Source organism: Flavicella sp. IMCC45537 (assembly GCF_057197705.1).
In genome coordinates, this window is the sequence record NZ_CM170067.1 from 700,198 (window position 1) to 717,703 (window position 17,506).

A 17,506-nucleotide genomic window follows, 5' to 3' on the forward strand; every position below is an offset into this window, starting at 1 on the left:
GTGGGATAAGTGTGTCTTTTTGGGGCACTCTATTACGATTTTTAACTTAAAACTATTAAAAATGATTAATAAGATCATTCAGTTTTCCATCCATAACAAGTTTGTTATAGGATTGTTAACGCTAGCTTTGATATTTGGGGGAATATATAGCGCCAGCAAAATCCCTGTAGATGCAGTGCCTGACATCACCAATAATCAAGTCCAAATTATAACTCAGGCTCCAAATTTAGGTACTGAGGAGATTGAGCAATTTGTTACATATCCTATTGAGATAGCGTTAGCAAATCTGCCGGATGTTACGGAGATAAGGTCCATCTCTAGATTTGGTTTATCCGTTGTGACCGTTGTTTTTAATGATCGTTTGGATACTTATTTACCTAGACAATTGGTATCGGAAAAATTGGGGGAAATAAACTCACAAATTCCGGAAGGTTTTGGGAAACCTTTTATGGGACCTATTTCTACTGGATTAGGGGAGATTTATCAGTATACATTGGAGGTAGATGAAGCGTATAAAGAAGCGTTTACTCCTCAAAAATTAAGAGAAATTCAAGACTGGATTATCAAACGACAGATGGCGATGGTACCCGGAGTCGTAGAGATAAACTCTTTTGGAGGGTATGTCAAACAATATGAAGTTGCGATTGATCCTGAAGAGTTAAATGCTATTGGGTTGACTATTAAAGAGGTGTATGTCGCTCTAGAAAAAAACAATCAAAATACGGGAGGAGCTTATATAGAGAAAAACCATCAAGCTAATTTTATAAGAGGTGAGGGCTTGTTGGGGAATATTGAAGATATCAAAAATATTGTGGTAGCCCATAAAAACGATCTCCCAATTTTAGTTAAGGATATAGGAGAGGTAAACTATGGAAATGCCATCCGCTATGGTGCTGTCACAAAGAATGGAAAAGGGGAAGCTGTTGGCGGCATGATTATGATGCTCAAAGGGGCCAATACCAATACAGTGATTCAGGCTGTTAGCAAAAGGATTCATATGATACAAAAATCTTTACCAAAAGGGGTTCGTATCAAACCGTTTTTAGATAGGTCTAATTTAATTGAAAGCACCACAAAAACAGTTCAAAAAAATTTATTGGAAGGGGCGTTGATCGTGCTTTTTATTTTAGTTCTTTTTCTAGGAAATTGGAGAGGCGGAATGATAGTGGCTTCTACAATTCCGTTAGCTTTACTTTTTGCTTTTATTTTGATGTATGCTTTTGATGTTTGGGCGAATTTAATGAGTTTGGGAGCAATTGATTTTGGTATTATTGTAGATGGATCCGTAATTATTGTTGAAAGTACCATTTTCTATTTGTACAAGCATATTTCGTCGCGTAAAAAAATAAGTCAAGACGATAAGGATGCAATTACCTTTAAAGCCTCCTCTAAAATGATGAATACTGCCTTTTTTGGTCAGTTTATTATTTTAATCGTGTTTTTGCCAATATTGTCACTTGAAGGAATAGAAGGAAAAATGTTTAAGCCAATGGCCTTTACCTTTATTTTTGCAATGATCGGGGCTATGATTCTATGTTTAACCTATGTACCCATGGCAACCGCTTTGTTCATCAAAGCTCCTAAGGAAAGTTCACATAGGAATTGGGGAGATCGAGTTGTTTTATGGATTGAGTTGCTTTATGAAAAAGTATTGAATCAAATAATGAGGTACTCAAAAATAGTTATTGGAATAGCATTATCCATGCTATTGGTTAGTGTTTATGTTTTTTCAAACCTGGGCGGTGAATTTATTCCAAAATTAGACGAAGGGGATATAGCTTTTCATGTGATATTAAAACCTGGTAGTTCTTTGTCTGAAACAATTAACGCAACAACAAAAGTAGAAAAGATATTGAAAAATCAGTTTCCTGAAGTAATGGATGTAATTAGTAAAATTGGTGTTGCTGATGTTCCAACAGATCCGATGCCGATGGATTTAGCGGATGTTTTTTTAATTCTAAAACCGATTGAGGAATGGTCGTCTGCACATTCTAAACCGGAACTCATAGCAAAAATAAAAAGGGTTTTGCAAGAGCTACCAGGAATCAATTATGAATTTAGTCAGCCAATAGAAATGCGTTTCAATGAATTGATAACAGGGGTTAGAGAGGATATCGCGATAAAACTTTATGGTGAAGATTTAGAGGTGTTGTCTGCAAAAGGAAAGGAAATTGGGGCTTTGGTCTCTGGTATTGATGGAGTTTCAGATATGAGGGTAGAGGCTACTGCTGGGCAGCCACAAATTACGATTAAGTATAATAGAAAAAAGATTGCTCAATATGGTCTACAAATAAATGAGATGAATAGATTAATTGAAACTGCGTTTGCAGGAGGTGTTGCGGGGGTTGTTTTTGAAGGTGAAAAACGTTTTGACCTTGTAGTTCGTTTGAAAAAAGAGTTGCGTCAAGATGTTCAGGATGTTGAGAATTTATTTGTGAGTTTACCAAATGGAAGTCAGATTCCATTAAAAGAACTAGCGAAAATTAGCTTTAAACCAGGACCTATGCAGATTAGCAGGGACAATACAAATAGACGTATTTATGTAGGGATAAATGTTCGAGGTAGGGATATTAAAACCTTAGTTAAAGAAATTCAATTAAAAATAGAACAAGAAATTAGTTTGCCTGCAGGTTATTATGTTAGATATGGTGGTGCTTTTGAAAATTTAGAAAGAGCTACAAATAAACTGCAAACAGTAGTTCCTATAGCTCTGATTTTAATTTTTGTTTTGATATTCTTTGCGTTAAAATCGTTCAAACAAACAATGATGATTTATATGGCGATTCCTTTGGCGACCATAGGAGGTGTTTTCTCCTTGTATTTCAGAGATATGCCTTTCAGTATCTCAGCAGGTGTTGGGTTTATTGTGCTTTTTGGCGTTGCTGTTTTGAATGGTTTGGTTTTAGTGAGTGGTTTTAATGAGTTGAAAGAAGAAGGCGTTAGCGATTTGGGTATTAGGATAAGAATGGGAACAAAAAGACGAATAAGACCAATATTGTTGACAGCCCTGACAGATATTTTTGGTTTTTTACCTATGGCTTTATCTTCCTCAGCAGGTGCTGAAGTACAACGTCCGTTGGCAACTGTCGTAATCGGAGGACTGATAACATCAACCTTATTAACACTATTTGTGATACCTATTTTGTATAAGTGGGTAGAATCTTTCAATAAAAATAGGAGCTTTGTGGGGTCTAATTCTATTTTGGTTATCGTATGTTTTGGATTGCTATTTTCTTCATCTATAGCTTCAGCACAAAAGCCAAAAGTTAATTTAGAACAGGCAATTGAGTTGGCTTGCCAGAATTACCCAGAGTTGATCGCTGCTGATTTGGTGATTGAAAAGGAGAAAGCTATAAAATCTACTGCATGGGATTTTGGGAATACAAGAATTTTTACTGCTGGTGACGAAATTGGTGCTGATGGAAGCGGAACTTATACAACGCTTGGTTTGGGACAATCTAATATTGCATTGTTTTCAATTGCTTCTAAGAATAAATTAGCAAAGGAAAATATTAAACTTGCAGAAACGAATAAAACTCTAAATAATATTCAGTTAAAACAAAGAGTTCAGTATGCTTGGATAAATGTCTATACAAAGAAGAGAATATACGACTCTTATATTGAAATTGATACCGTGTATTCAGGTTTAAAAAATGCTTTGGAAATACGGTATGAGACACAGGCTATTTCAAATTTAGAGTTCCATACAACAATGAACCAGGGTGCGTTGATTAAACTTCAAAAGGACCAATATAAAATGGCTTATGAGATTGCGTTGCAAGAGTTGAATCAATGGCTGTTCTCAGAAGAAAGTTATGAAATTTCAGATATCCCGATCGAAGAGTTATCATTGCCTCTGGATTTGAATAATAATACAATCACGGAGCATCCTTTAAATACGTTATGGGAAAACGAACTTGCTGTAGCTAAGGCAGAGTCAAAAGTATCAAGTTCAAAATACTTACCTACAATATCGGCCCAATATGGATTTCAGAAAATTGCGAATGAAAGTGGATTTAATAGTTATCAAGTAGGAGTACAATTACCACTAATTTTTAACAAAACGAAAGGTGAAACCAAGGCCTCCAAACTAAATGTTGCAATATTAGAACAGACTAATAAAATAAAACAATTAAAATTATCGAATAGCTTTACCAAAGCATTGGCAAAGTATAAGCAATTAAAGATAAAATGGGAGTATCATAAAAATAATGCGTTGCCCTTGGCAGTACAACAAAGAAATGGTGCAACCCTGTCATATGCAGAAGGCAAAATGAGTTATATCGAATTTATACAAACTATGAAAAATGCGGTAGAATTAGAAGTTAGTTCATGGGAGGTATTCAAAAATTATTATGAGAGTAAGGTAAACGTATCTTATTTTTTAGAAACTAAAATGAAATAACATGAAATTTATAAAAATATTACTGTTTTCTCTGATACTTTTGGGATGCAAGGAGTTAACGAATAAAAAGGAAGTTGGAGTGTCTAACGATGGCCAAAATATGGATGGTCGAAATAAGATTGAAGAGGAACATGATGAAGAACCTCATGAAAATGATTTGCATTTGACTCGAGAACAACTGCAAATTTTGGGGATAGACATAGGCGTCATTCCAAAACGAAATATGAATGGTTTCATTAAAGTTAATGGAAAAATCAGTGTTCCTCCACAAAACGAAGCTGTAATTACTACGAGTATCGGGGCCAACATAGTTAGTATTCAGGTAATAGAAGGACAAGAGGTTAAAAAAGGGGATATACTTGCTTATGTGGCGCACCCAGATTTGATAAAGCTTCAAACAGAATATTTAAATGTGTACAATCAATTAAATTTTTTAAAACAAGAATTTTTAAGACAAGAAAAACTGTACAAAGCAAAGGTCGGTTCTGGAAGAGATTATCAACAAGCCAAAGCTAATTATCATAGTTCGCAAGGTTTGGTAAAAGGTTTGGAAAGTCAATTGGGGTTATTGGGGTTTAACGCAGCATATATCAATAAAGGAAATATTTATTCTAAAGCACCTTTAAAAAGTACCATTGATGGTTTTATAGAAAAGGTTGCTGTGAAAACCGGACAATATGTAGCACCGCAAACTACTTTGTTTGAAATCATAAATACAGATCACATACATGTAGATCTTATGGTTTTTGAAAAGGATATTTCAAAAGTTAAAAATGGACAAAAAGTGAAGTTTTTAATTAAATCAGTTGGGAATAAAGAGTTTGAAGGTAAGATATTTTCTGTGGGTAAATCTATAGAAGAGGGACCAAAAGCAATGCACGTACATGCTGAAATTAATGATCATCTTGATAATTTAATTCTTGGAATGTATGTGAATGCAAGGATAATTTTTGAAGAAAAAGAAGAGCAAGCGCTTCCGGTTGAGGCATTTTTTAGGGATCAAGAAAAATTATTTTTATTTTCTGTATCCAAATTATCAGAGGATAGGGTAGAATTTGAGCCATTGGAAGTTTTAGAAAAGGAAAATGCAAATGGATATATATCTTTTGTTTTTAAAGATAAACCTGATGAAAATGTTCAAGTTGCCAAATCCGGAGCCTATTATTTGATTTCTGAGCTAAAAAAAAGTGAAGCGGGACATCATCATTAACTAAGACTTTTATTAAGTTTGAAGTCGTAGAATATTATTTAAAAAAAAGCCTATGTTAATCACAAAAAATATAAGTCTTCTAAATCTGCTGAAATGGTCTGGTGGCCATATAATCTGGCTTCTTTTGTTTACAGGTGGAGTAACGCTTTTGTATGATGCAAAAATTATAGAATTTGAAATTCCTTGGTTGCCAGTATCTGTAATTGGTACTGCGGTAGCTTTTTATGTTGGTTTTAAGAATAATCAAGCTTATGATAGAATGTGGGAAGCAAGGAAAATATGGGGTGGTATTGTAAATGACAGTAGATCTTGGGGAATGATGATTGACGGTTTTGTGAGCAATCAGTTCACAGATAATAAAGTTGAGCCAAAGGAAGTGGAGAAGATTAAAAAAAGATTGATCTATAGGCACCTAGGGTGGATGTATGCCCACAGAAGTCAATTATTGGTACCGACGCCTTGGGAGCATATCAGCCAAAAGGGACTGGTAGGTTTTGCTGCGAAACGTTCTGTAAGTAAATATGGAGTGGGTATGGTAGATGACGAAGTTTCTAAAGCACAACTTAAGTGTTTTTTACCTCAAGATGAATATGAACGTTTGATCAATAATAAAAATACAGCAACACAGATTATCAATGAGCAATCAAGAGATCTAAGCGATCTTAGAAAAGCAAATTTAATTGATGATTTTAGGCATATGAGATTAACCGATTTATTAAAAGGTTTCTATACGCTACAAGGAAAAAATGAAAGAATAAAAAAGTTCCCTTTACCAAGGCAATACGCTAATATGAGTCGAGTTTTTGTGTGGATATTTATTGGGTTATTACCTTTTAGTATGGTTCCAGAATTAATGAAAATAGGAAAAATGGCTATGTGGGCATCCATTCCTGTAACCGCTTTAATTGGTTGGGTATATTTAATGATGGAAGTGATAGGAGATTATTCTGAAAATCCATTTCAGGGGATGGCAAATGATATTCCGATGTTGTCTTTGTGCAGAACTATAGAGATAGATTTAAGAGAAATGTTAGGCGAAAAAGATTTGCCTTCTCCAATACAGGCTAAAAAAGGAATATTGATGTAATGAAAATTCATTACATCAATATTTTCAGTTTAACTTTTTAGAAAAAAGTAATTTTCAAGTTTAGCTGAATCTTTGAGGGAATTATATTTCTTTCCGTTCATTAAAACGTTGTCGTCAATATAAATTTTCATTGTGTTTTTTGTTTCATATCCACGAATAATTTTGTCTTCAGAATTAATAATATTATTTCCTAAGACTTTTAAAAAACCACGTCCGTAACCTATCATAATTGCAGCCTTTTTAGAATTGGTAATTGTATTTCCATCGAGTGTAATGTTGGATGATCCAAAGTCAATTTTTTCTTCATTTGGTATTTTTCTACCATTTCCATGTCCTGTGTAACCTGTTGAGAAAATAATAATGGCGTTTCCAACGTCATTTTTCATGGTGTTGTTTTTTATCAAAACATCTCTAGTATCATGTTCTATATGAATGGCTTGCGAATATCCTTGCAGTCCACCGTCCATTCTTTTATTATTACTGATCACAGCATTTCGGGTATTTGCTAGCGCAATATTGAAACGTGCTGCAACAAAGAACTCACAATCATCAATTAAAATATTTTCATGGTCTATTTTATTAGTATCTGCAAATGCATTGTCAATACTAATTTGATGGTCGCCTCTTTTAAAAATAGATTTTGTTACCGTAAAATTCTTTAGAATCACAGAGTCCATGGTTTGAACACCAAATTTACAATCATCAAATAAACAATTTACGACCATTATATCCGTAAAATTCCCTCTAAAGTCGACTCCCGTATATCTGGAGTTTAAAAAATCACAATTATTAATTTTTATGTTTGTTAGCATTTGTTTTTTTGCTTCAACTCTAAGCAAATTTACAGCAGTTGAAAAACTCAAATTTTCAAATTTTGTATGCCCCACGGCTAATACAATAATGTTTCCCTTTTTAGAAGATCTTGATAATTGATATTTTTCTCCTTTTTTATTCTTCGCTCCTTTAAAAGTTAATCCCGATTTTTTTATGGTTAGATGTTTGTCTGAATCGTTAAAGGTAATATTGATGTCAATTAAAACAACATCTCCCGCTTTCGCCTTATTGTAGGCGGTATTTAATTTTTCTACAGAATTTCCTTTTTGTTTAGATACTTTAATAGTTTTAGCATTCAGATTTTTCGCTACTCCTAATACAAATAAGAGTGCAATCATAAATTTTAATTTTTGTGTCATAGGTGTACATATTAATTCTTTTCAAAACTAATTAATTATAATATTTGTCACTATAACAAAAAAATGAAAGTCTAACTCTAATGGTTAATTGCCTATTTTTATTGTGTAAAAAAAGCCCACAATATTTAAAAAAATAAATAGTGCGGGCCAAATTCAGATCAGGGGTAATCTTATTTTCTATTCTATTAATGTGACTAAGTCTTCTGTGCTTTTTCTGACTTTTACAAGTGGCGCCAACCAATCATTTTTTTCTTCTCGATATCCAATAGGCAGCATTACTGCACTTCGTAAACCTTTAGATGCTAAGTCAAGTATTTTGTCTACAGCAGTCGGGTCAAAACCTTCTAATGGGGTGGCATCTACTTCTTCAAAAGCTGCGGCAATAATTGCTTGTGAAAAAGCAATGTAAGCCTGTTTCGCAGCATGATTAAAATTTTCTTCAGCATCTCTTTTAGGGTAGGAGTTTAGTAGCATTTGACGATAATCTTCCCAACCTTGATTTTTAAAGCCTCTTATTTCATTAGTCAGATCAAACATCATGTTTATTCTGTCTTCTGTATACGTGTCCCAAGCAGCAAATATCAACAAATGTGAACAATCACTAATTACAGATTGGTTCCATGCTACGGGACGTATTTTGTCTTTTATATCTTGATTGGTAATAACAATAATTTCAAAAGGTTGCAAACCACTTGAGGTAGGCGCTAATCTCGCTGCCTCAATAATTCTATCTATTTTATCTTGATCTACCTTTTTACCATTCATGGCTTTTGTAGCATATCTCCAATTTAATTTATCTAATAATTCCATAATGCTATTTTAATTTTTGATACTATTCCAAGCAGATTGAAATGCTTCCTCAATGTTTTTTTTATCCATAAAATGAGCTTCACGATTTTGCATTACTATCAAAAAAGAAATTGGGGTTATGGTATAAGCATATATAAGATAATCTGATATATTCTTAATTATTCCTTCCGTTTTTCCTCTGTGTATAACTTCTATAAGTGGAGTTAAATGAATAATTCCTTCTTGTCTAATGTTTTCGTCAATAATCGGAGTATTGTCACATTGTGCTAGAAACAATGCCTCATCAATTTCCTTTAATTTATAATCTGCGATGCGAAACCACATTTCTTTAAAATTATCTTCAACGCATAATTCAGAGTCGTAATTAGCAAAAGAATAGTTGGCAAATTTTTCTTTAACTTCTAGATAAACCTTGTTAACTAAATCTTGTTTGTTTTCAAAATATAAATAGATTGTTCCTGGTGATACGCCCGCCATTTTAGCTAATTTTGACATGGGAGTAGCATGAAAACCGTTGCTGTTAACTAGGGCCAAAGTTGCTTTAATAATTGCCTCTCTCTTTATTTTGCTTTTTTCTAGTTGTTTCATTGTAACTTATCAAATATATGAAAATAAAATGAATATTCATTCATTTTTATCTATGAATATTAATGTACGGTAATATTGTTAAGGAAAAACCATTACATTTTTTGTTAAGTATTATGAATACAATATCAATGCAACTCCAATAATAATCCCTACCAAAGGAACCAACTTTTTTCTTTTGTTTTTTTCTTTAAAAATTAAACCTCCTACAACCACTGCTATTAAGATTTGACTTCTTTTAATGGCAGACAAAAGCATAATAAGTGCTTCTGGATCTTGTAAAGCTTTAAAATAAAAATAATCAGCGGTTTGTAATAAAATTCCAACTGCAGGGATAGACCATCTAAAAGTGAAGGCATTTCGTTTCGATTTAAAAGGAAACCAAGTAAAGCCCAAGATGGTAATTAATATCAAAACTGTGTACCAACAAAACCAGAACTGTAAAGTTTGTGGATTTAATCCTTGGTATTGAATTAAAAACTTGTCATACAGACCACTTGACGCTCCTAAAAATGTGGCTCCAATAATAGCGAAAACCCATTTGTTTTTTTTAAAAACAATGCCTTCTTTTTTTCCAATTCTAGAATAAAGAAAAACGGAAAATATAATTAGAAAAAAACCAATCCATTGATAACCATTTGGTTTCTCTTGATAAATAAAAATAGCCCCCAAAAATGTAAAAAACGGTCCTGCCGATCGAATAGGAGTCACAATTGTGATGGGTAAATGTTTTAAGGCTTGGTAGGCTAAAACCCAACTACTAGCCATTATCATTGATTTGATAAAGATGAATCCATGTGTACTCCAAGGAATCGTATCTATATAAAATCCCATTTTTTTTGTCTCATCAGGAAAATACACGGAGCCGATAAAAAATGGTAGAATTAATAGAAAACCAGAAGTTATAGTCCCTAACAATACAGGAAAAACTTCATTTCCTTGGACAGCATGTTTTTTACATAAATTATGTAATCCTAAAAATAAAGCCGACAGCAGGCCTAAATACATCCACATGCCGGCAAAGGTACTTTTTATATACACTTTTGAAAGAAAAAACAGGACTTATTTAATCACTTTGTGGTTTGTATGTATAAACTGTAAGAAGTGATTAAGTCCGTCCGTTATTCAATATTCGATGCAATTTTTTATTTTATAAATTATGTAGATACTTTAGTTGATTTACCTGAAAAAGTAGTAACTTTTTTCCTGATTTATAATTAGAAAATATAGAAGTATGAAAAAGAAAATACTTGTCACAGGAGGGACCGCCGGAATTGGAAAGTTAGCAGCGATGGCGTTAGCAAAGAAAGGTCATACTGTGAGTATACATGGAAGAAATAAAGAGAAATTAGCGGCAACCATTGAAGAGATCAAAGAGGAGTCGGGGAATAAAAATATAAATGGATTCTTAGCAAATTTTGCAGATTTGAATGCGGTAAGGGAAATGGCAGAAGAGATAAAGAGTTCTATTAGTAGGTTGGATGTTATTATTAATAACGCTGGCGTATTCAAATCAAGTGTTGATAGAAACGATGAGGGGTTGGATGTTAGGTTTGTGGTAAACTATTTGGCGCCATATATTTTAACAAATGAACTGTTGGAGTTGTTAAGTGAAAATGAGTCTAGAATTATAAATTTAAGTTCTGCAGCTCAAGCAACAGTTTCATTGGTGCAATTAGCGGGTAAAGCATTGATAACTGATAATGAAGCTTATGCCCAAAGTAAGTTGGCATTGACTATGTGGAGTTTTGATTTAGCTAAAAAATTAGAGGATGTAGTGGTTATTGCTGTAAATCCAGGTTCTTTATTAGATACTAGAATGGCACAAGAGGGATACGGTCAAACATGGGCGCCTGCGGAAAAAGGAAGTAATATTTTAGTTGATTTAGCTCTGAATGAAGTTTATTCCGAAGATTCAGGTAAATACTTTGATAACGATAAAGGAGAGGATGTTGGATATTTTGCACCAGCTCATGCAGATGCATATGATGTAGAAAAGATACATGAATTGATAGAGGTTACAGAAAGTATTTTAAAAGGGTAAGATTTATGAAAGCAATCGGTTTTAAAGAGTCTTTGTCTATAAATCAAAAGGATAGTTTTATTGAGTTTGAAACGGAAATTGAGGCACCTAAGGGGCATGACATATTAGTGAAGGTTGAAGCTACTTCAGTTAATCCCGTTGATTTTAAGGTAAGACAAAATGCGGCGAAGGACACTGTTTTATCAACTCCAAAAATAATAGGTTGGGATGCTGTTGGTGTTGTGGAAGCAATTGGTGAAGCTGTAAAGAATTTTAAAATCGGTGATCAGGTGTATTATGCAGGGGATATCACCCGGAATGGAAGTAATGCAGAATACCAATTAGTTGACGAAAGAATTGTTGGGTTTAAACCTAAAAGTTGTACCAATGCGGAAGCTGCTGCAATGCCTTTAACTACCTTAACAGCTTACGAGTCGATTTTTGATAGAATCAAATATAATGATGCTAATGATGCTGGAAAAACTATTTTAATTCTAGCAGGAGCTGGTGGTGTTGGTTCAATAGCGATACAGCTAGCTAAAAAATTGACAAACCTAAAGGTGATCGCTACGGCGTCTAGAAAAGAATCAATCGATTGGTGTTTGCAATTAGGGGCAGATCATGTTGTGAATCATAGAGATTTAAAAGAATCCTTAAAATCTATTGAGCAAGAGCAAGTAGATTATATTCTCGACTTTGTAGATTTAGAAGGGTATTGGGATCTTATAGCGGATTTAATAAAGCCACAAGGACATATAGTATCTATTACAGGTAGTAATACTCCTTTAAGTTTAGATATTCTAAAATCTAAAAGTATTACCTTTTCCTGGGAGTTTATGTATACTAGATCTATGTATACAACTAAGGATATGCAACGGCAAGGTGATATCTTAAATCATGTTTCAGAACTTTTAGAGCAAGGCGTAATAATATCTACTTTGACAACTATATTGAAAGGATTTACAGTTGAAAATATTAAAAAATCCCACGAACTACAAGAGTCTGGCAGGTCAATAGGAAAAACGGTAATTGATTATTAATATTAAAAGTTGAAATTTTATTCAGAAGATAAACAGATGTTTAGAGGTGTAATTGGGAATATCTAGTATCAGTTAAGGACAAAATTGTTATGTTTTGAACACCGAATCCTATTTAATTTTGTTTGAGCAAATTTAATTGCAAAAATGAAATTAAAGATATGAATAAACTACAACTACTACTATTTACTTTTTTAATCTTGCATGGATCGAATGTTTTGTGCGCTCAAACCACCAATGGAACCAGACCTAATGTTATAGTTATCTTAGCAGATGATTTGGGGTATGGAGATGTTGGTTTCAATAGAGAAGATGATTTTCCTGTTGACAGGGGAGTGATTCCAACTCCAGAGATTGATAAACTTGCAAATAGCGGAATCGTTTGTAAAAATGCGCACGTAGCCCACCCATTTTGTGGACCTAGTAGAGCTGCATTGCTTACAGGAATGTTACCACATAGAATTGGGGCACAATATAATTTGCCTAATGATATTACTACCCCTTTAGGGATTCCAATAAATGAGACTTATTTTACAACTGTTTTACAGGATTCTGATTATAACACTGCTGCTTTTGGAAAGTGGCATTTAGGGTTTACAGAAGGTTCCTACCAACCACTTGACAGAGGGTTTGATTATTTTTTCGGTTTCTTAGGGGGAGGAAAGAATTATTTTGAGTCAATTTATGAGGATGCTTTCTATAATAGGTTAGGAGGAGATAACCCGGTAACAAATGAGTATCAGGATCCTGTATGGAGAAATCGAGGGTATGTGGATAGAGATGAGTACAGTAATTCTGGAGAAGAAGATTATTTGACAGATGTTATAACAGACGATGCCATTAATTATATTCAAAGTATTTCAAATTCATCAGATCCTTATTTTATGTATTTGTCTTATAATGCACCGCACACACCTTTACAAGTTCCAGCTGCGGAAGAAGCTCAATTCAAAATAGACAATCCTAATTTTGAAAGTTTAATTAGTAATAGTACTTATATAACAGAATCTACACCCGTAGAAAAACTTACAGATCCGCAAGAGAAACAAGATTTGATTGACGAATTTGTAGCCGCTAGGATTACTTATGCAACTATGGTCTCTAATATGGATACTAACATTGGTAGGTTGGTAACCGAATTGAAAAAAGATATGACCAAATTCAATAACACGGTAATCATATTTTTAAGTGATAATGGCGGTTATACGCATAGTAAAGGAGCAGTAAATTATCCTTTAGATGCTGGTAAGGGAAGTGTTAGAGATGGAGGACACAAAGTACCAATGTTCGTATCATGGCCGAATAAAATTTCACCTGCGACTTATGAGCATCAAATAAGTTCTTTAGATATATATCCAACCTTGATAAGTTTGGCAGGAGAGCCCGTACCCAATGGAAAAATTATTGATGGTGTTGATTTTATGGATGCGATGATTGATGGAGATGATGCTAGACCTAATGAAGGTTTATTGGTTATGAGACCTCAAAACGGTTTTCATAATGGGGCTTTCGCTTATGAGAATTATAAAATTGTAAAAACTGCTAATGGTGGACAATGGAGTTTATATGATATCGCAACTGATCCAGGCGAAAGTACAAATATCAGAAGTCAGTCTGGTGGAGAAGAAATAGTTCAGAATATTTTAGACAAAGCAGTGGATTTGGTTAAAGACTTTAAAGATGTAAAACCAGCGTGGTATGACAATAGCCATTACGATAGTGATAATGATGGTGTAGGAGATACTCATGTTCATGATCCTTTATGGAAAGACGGAACCTTGCCTGGTTATGATAGATTATTTGAGGACACATCACTTAAATTAGAGGGAGAATTAAGTGTTGTTTCAGTAACCGGAGCCAACGATGCTATTGAAGGAGGAACGAATGGCGTATTTACAGTAAGCCTACCTGAAGATGTTCTTGCGGAGGAGGATATTAATGTGGACTACACAATTTCTGGAGAAGCCACAAACGGTGTTGATTATACAATGGTTTCAGGAACTGTAACAATTTTAGAAGGAACCAATTCAAATGTAGTTACCATTAATGCTATTGAGGATGGTATTGATGAAACTAGCGAATCGGTGATCATATCCTTGACAGGAATATCAACAGGAACTGTAAATGAAACACCAGCTCAGATTATAGTATACGATGTTATAAACCCAACAATTATTACAGCAGGTGATATTGCAATCACAGGTTGGAAAGCTGGGGCAGGTAATATTTCATTTGTCTTATTAAAAGACATTAGTGCAACAACAAAAATTTCTATATCAAATAGAACCTGGAATAATACTTCCAATCAATTTACCGGAGACTATAGTGTTGATGACATATGGACTTGGTCTGTAGGAGAAGCGCTTCAAGTAGGGGATCATTTTATTCTTGATTCTGACGGTTCGGTAAAGCGTGTCGTAAACAATAATTTAGAGGTTGTCGGCACAACAACTCATGATTATACAGGTAAAGTGGCTGAATCAAGTGATGGAGATTTTGATTTATCTACAAATGGTGACGGAATCTTATTTTTTCAATCAGATCCTTTTGTGCTACCAACAGATGGAAATGCTAGTTCATGGGTAACTGGAATACATACTGGATTAGGATGGGGTCAAGGAGGAGGAAACTCATATTGTGAGTTACCATCTGTATTGACTAATGGTGGTAATGCCAATTTTGTAGGAGAAAAACACAATTATGGAGTTTATACAGGTGCATTATCTGGTTCTGAATCGGATTTAAGAACTAGCATTAATAACAGTTCAAATTGGATTTTTTCTGAAGATACCGAATATAATTTATGGCGATTTGATGTGACGGTTAACGGAGTATCTGGAAATATAGGATCTGAAGGAGAACTAAGTGTTGATAATGAGTTTTCTAAAAAACTTCAAATATACCCAAACCCATCAAGCGATTCTTTTTATATTTCAATTCAAGAACGAATCAAAAATTTAGAAGTGGAGATATTATCTGCTTCTGGGCAATTGATAAAGAAGATAACTTTAGATACTCGACTCCCAAGAATAGATGGATCTGATTTACCTTCAGGAATGTATTTTTTGCGCATTAAAGCTGATGACAATACTGCCTTCAAAAAGGTAATTAAGATATAAAATAAGAAAGTTCGATTATGAAAAAAGCCACCAGATAAAATGGTGGCTTTTTTTTATTGATTGTTTTCAATTTCTTTTCCGAGGTACACAAAACTGGTGCCAGATTGTATATTCTCCAAACGTGTTTTATTTACGTAAGTAATGATGTCTAAATGGCCATCAGGAAATTTGACGAATAGCGGTATCATATCCTCATCTTTCTCCGTCAAACGAATCAATGCTATATATTCTTCTTTGGTCGTAAATGGAACTTCTTGAACAGTAGGGAACTGATTGGCAACTTCCATTACAGAAACATAATCATTTTTATGATACATTAAATTTGAGTTCCTTGGGTTCTCAACAACCTCATCATGAGTACGAATTCTAAAAACACCATTTTCTCCAAATTGTTTTTTGAATCGTTGAATGGCGTATTTGTTTATTTCCGCATTTCCTGTTAATGCAATCAGAAACCCAATATTACTCAATTCAATATTGTCTATTAGTTCATCTGAATAAATGTCTACCAAAGAAGCATCTAATCCCATTTTTTTTGCCTTTTCAATATTAGCAATATTAGAGTCCATCAACACCACTTGTTGGTCGTTTTCATTTAGGTATTCCGCAATAAGTCTAGAGAATTTTGATGCACCGATGATTAGAATTCCGTTAGAGTTTTGTAAAAATACTTTGGATATTTTTGCAAATAAACGAGCTGTTGTGGCATTAAATAGTACTGTTCCCAACACAATAACAAAAACCAATGGTGTAATGTATTCTGCTCCTTCTACGCCGTTTTTAACAAGTTTTAAACCAAATAGAGAGGCAATACCTGCGGCAACAATACCACGAGGCCCAACCCAACTAATAAAGAGTTTTTCATTGAACTTTAAGGTAGAATTGATTGAAGATAGAAATACGCCCAATGGTCTCACTACAAAAACAACAATTAAAAAAATCGCCAAAGTTTTCCAGTTATAAATCAACATCAAATCACTCCAATTGACATTTGCAGCTAATAAAATGAATAAAATAGAAATCAGGAGTACACTTATAGATTCTTTAAAATCTAATATTTCATTTAAGTGTGGAAGATTAGAATTTCCTAAAACCATTCCCATCACAACAACAGATAATAATCCTGATTCGTGAGAGAAAGCATCAGATAATACAAATATTCCCAAAACAGAAGCAAGAACGAAAACGTTTAATAAATAATGTGGGATTAGTTTTCTTCTAATGGCGTAACCCAAGGCATGCGCAAATGTAAACCCGAAAGTTGAACCAAATAAAACAATTTTTCCAAATTCAACAAAAGCTGTTTTGGTATAGGTTGTTCCTGTGCCTACATTGATAAACTCAAATACCAATACGGCAACCAATGCTCCAATAGGATCAATTAATATTCCTTCCCATTTTAAAACAGCTGAGATGTCTTTCTTTAAAGGAATGTTTCTTAAAATCGGAGTGATTACAGTTGGACCAGTCACAATGATTAAGGCTGAAAATAGAAAGGAAACTTGCCAAGACAGTTCAAAAATAAAATGAACAGCAAATCCAGCTCCCCAAAAAGTAACTGCAGAACCGATAGTTATTAATTTCGTAATAACGGGACCAACATTTTTTATCTCGTTTAATTTCAACGTTAACCCTCCTTCAAATAGAATCAAACTAATAGCAAGAGAGACAAAGTAATAAAGACTTTCTCCAGGAAATAATCCTTTTTCACCATTCCATACTGGTTCAATCCATTTAGTACCATCAGAGCTAAGCCATTCAGAAGCAACAGGTCCCACTAAAAGACCAATTAAAATTAAAGGTAAAATGGCAGGTATTTTAAATTTCCAAGCTGACCATTGTGCTAAAATTCCAAGTATTATAATTCCGGAAAGTTCTATCATTTTATAATGTTAAGTAGTTCGTCACTTTGAACAAATATAACAATCCTTTTGAAATACAAGAGAAGTTCCTTGAATTGCTATTCAAATAAATAAAATTATCCTTCACGATCGTGTGTTTAGGAAATACACTTATACTTAAAATTAGGGTGTTTAT

The 17,506-nt window shown here is 33.7% G+C and carries 11 protein-coding genes; 6 read left to right on the top strand and 5 right to left on the bottom strand.

Annotation, left to right across the window (positions count from 1 at the left end):
• The first annotated feature begins 61 nt into the window (after positions 1-61).
• From AC2DGP_RS03235 to AC2DGP_RS03245, 3 genes are read left to right on the top strand one after another with little or no spacing between them, the layout of a single operon-like run.
• Entirely contained in the window at positions 62-4,405 is a 4,344-nt protein-coding gene (locus AC2DGP_RS03235; RefSeq protein WP_484491597.1) for a CusA/CzcA family heavy metal efflux RND transporter, read from the top strand.
• A gap of 1 nt (position 4,406) precedes the next feature.
• Positions 4,407-5,615: an efflux RND transporter periplasmic adaptor subunit gene (locus tag AC2DGP_RS03240; RefSeq protein ID WP_484491598.1), complete on the top strand. Its 1,209-nt coding sequence runs from the start codon at positions 4,407-4,409 to the stop codon at positions 5,613-5,615.
• A 52-nt stretch (positions 5,616-5,667) separates the two neighbouring features.
• Positions 5,668-6,702: a bestrophin family protein gene (locus AC2DGP_RS03245; RefSeq protein WP_484491599.1), complete on the top strand. Its 1,035-nt coding sequence runs from the start codon at positions 5,668-5,670 to the stop codon at positions 6,700-6,702.
• A gap of 29 nt (positions 6,703-6,731) precedes the next feature.
• Here the strand turns inward: AC2DGP_RS03245 and AC2DGP_RS03250 are convergent, their stop codons facing one another.
• From AC2DGP_RS03250 to AC2DGP_RS03265, 4 genes are all read right to left on the bottom strand, one after another.
• The gene (locus AC2DGP_RS03250) at positions 6,732-7,895 is read right to left on the bottom strand and encodes a right-handed parallel beta-helix repeat-containing protein (RefSeq protein ID WP_484491600.1); all 1,164 of its coding nucleotides are present in this window, start codon (positions 7,893-7,895) and stop codon (positions 6,732-6,734) included.
• Between the two features lie 177 nt (positions 7,896-8,072).
• A complete protein-coding gene (locus tag AC2DGP_RS03255) occupies positions 8,073-8,705 on the bottom strand; it encodes a nitroreductase family protein (protein WP_484491601.1) in 633 nt (210 codons plus the stop codon).
• 9 nt (positions 8,706-8,714) lie between these two features.
• Entirely contained in the window at positions 8,715-9,293 is a 579-nt protein-coding gene (locus AC2DGP_RS03260) for a TetR/AcrR family transcriptional regulator (protein WP_484491602.1), read from the bottom strand.
• Positions 9,294-9,404: 111 nt separating this feature from the next.
• Positions 9,405-10,304: an EamA family transporter gene (locus AC2DGP_RS03265; protein ID WP_484492477.1), complete on the bottom strand. Its 900-nt coding sequence runs from the start codon at positions 10,302-10,304 to the stop codon at positions 9,405-9,407.
• A 220-nt stretch (positions 10,305-10,524) separates the two neighbouring features.
• Between AC2DGP_RS03265 and AC2DGP_RS03270 the strand changes: the two genes are divergently transcribed.
• From AC2DGP_RS03270 to AC2DGP_RS03280, 3 genes are all read left to right on the top strand, one after another.
• Positions 10,525-11,334 (top strand): SDR family NAD(P)-dependent oxidoreductase, encoded by an 810-nt coding sequence (locus AC2DGP_RS03270; protein ID WP_484491603.1) that lies wholly within the window; start codon positions 10,525-10,527, stop codon positions 11,332-11,334.
• Between the two features lie 5 nt (positions 11,335-11,339).
• Positions 11,340-12,353 (top strand): zinc-binding alcohol dehydrogenase family protein, encoded by a 1,014-nt coding sequence (locus AC2DGP_RS03275; protein ID WP_484491604.1) that lies wholly within the window; start codon positions 11,340-11,342, stop codon positions 12,351-12,353.
• A gap of 158 nt (positions 12,354-12,511) precedes the next feature.
• Positions 12,512-15,469: a sulfatase-like hydrolase/transferase gene (locus AC2DGP_RS03280; protein WP_484491605.1), complete on the top strand. Its 2,958-nt coding sequence runs from the start codon at positions 12,512-12,514 to the stop codon at positions 15,467-15,469.
• 53 nt (positions 15,470-15,522) lie between these two features.
• Here the strand turns inward: AC2DGP_RS03280 and AC2DGP_RS03285 are convergent, their stop codons facing one another.
• Positions 15,523-17,352, bottom strand: a complete 1,830-nt coding sequence (locus AC2DGP_RS03285; RefSeq protein ID WP_484491606.1) for a cation:proton antiporter — start codon at positions 17,350-17,352, stop codon at positions 15,523-15,525.
• Positions 17,353-17,506: the final 154 nt, after the last annotated feature.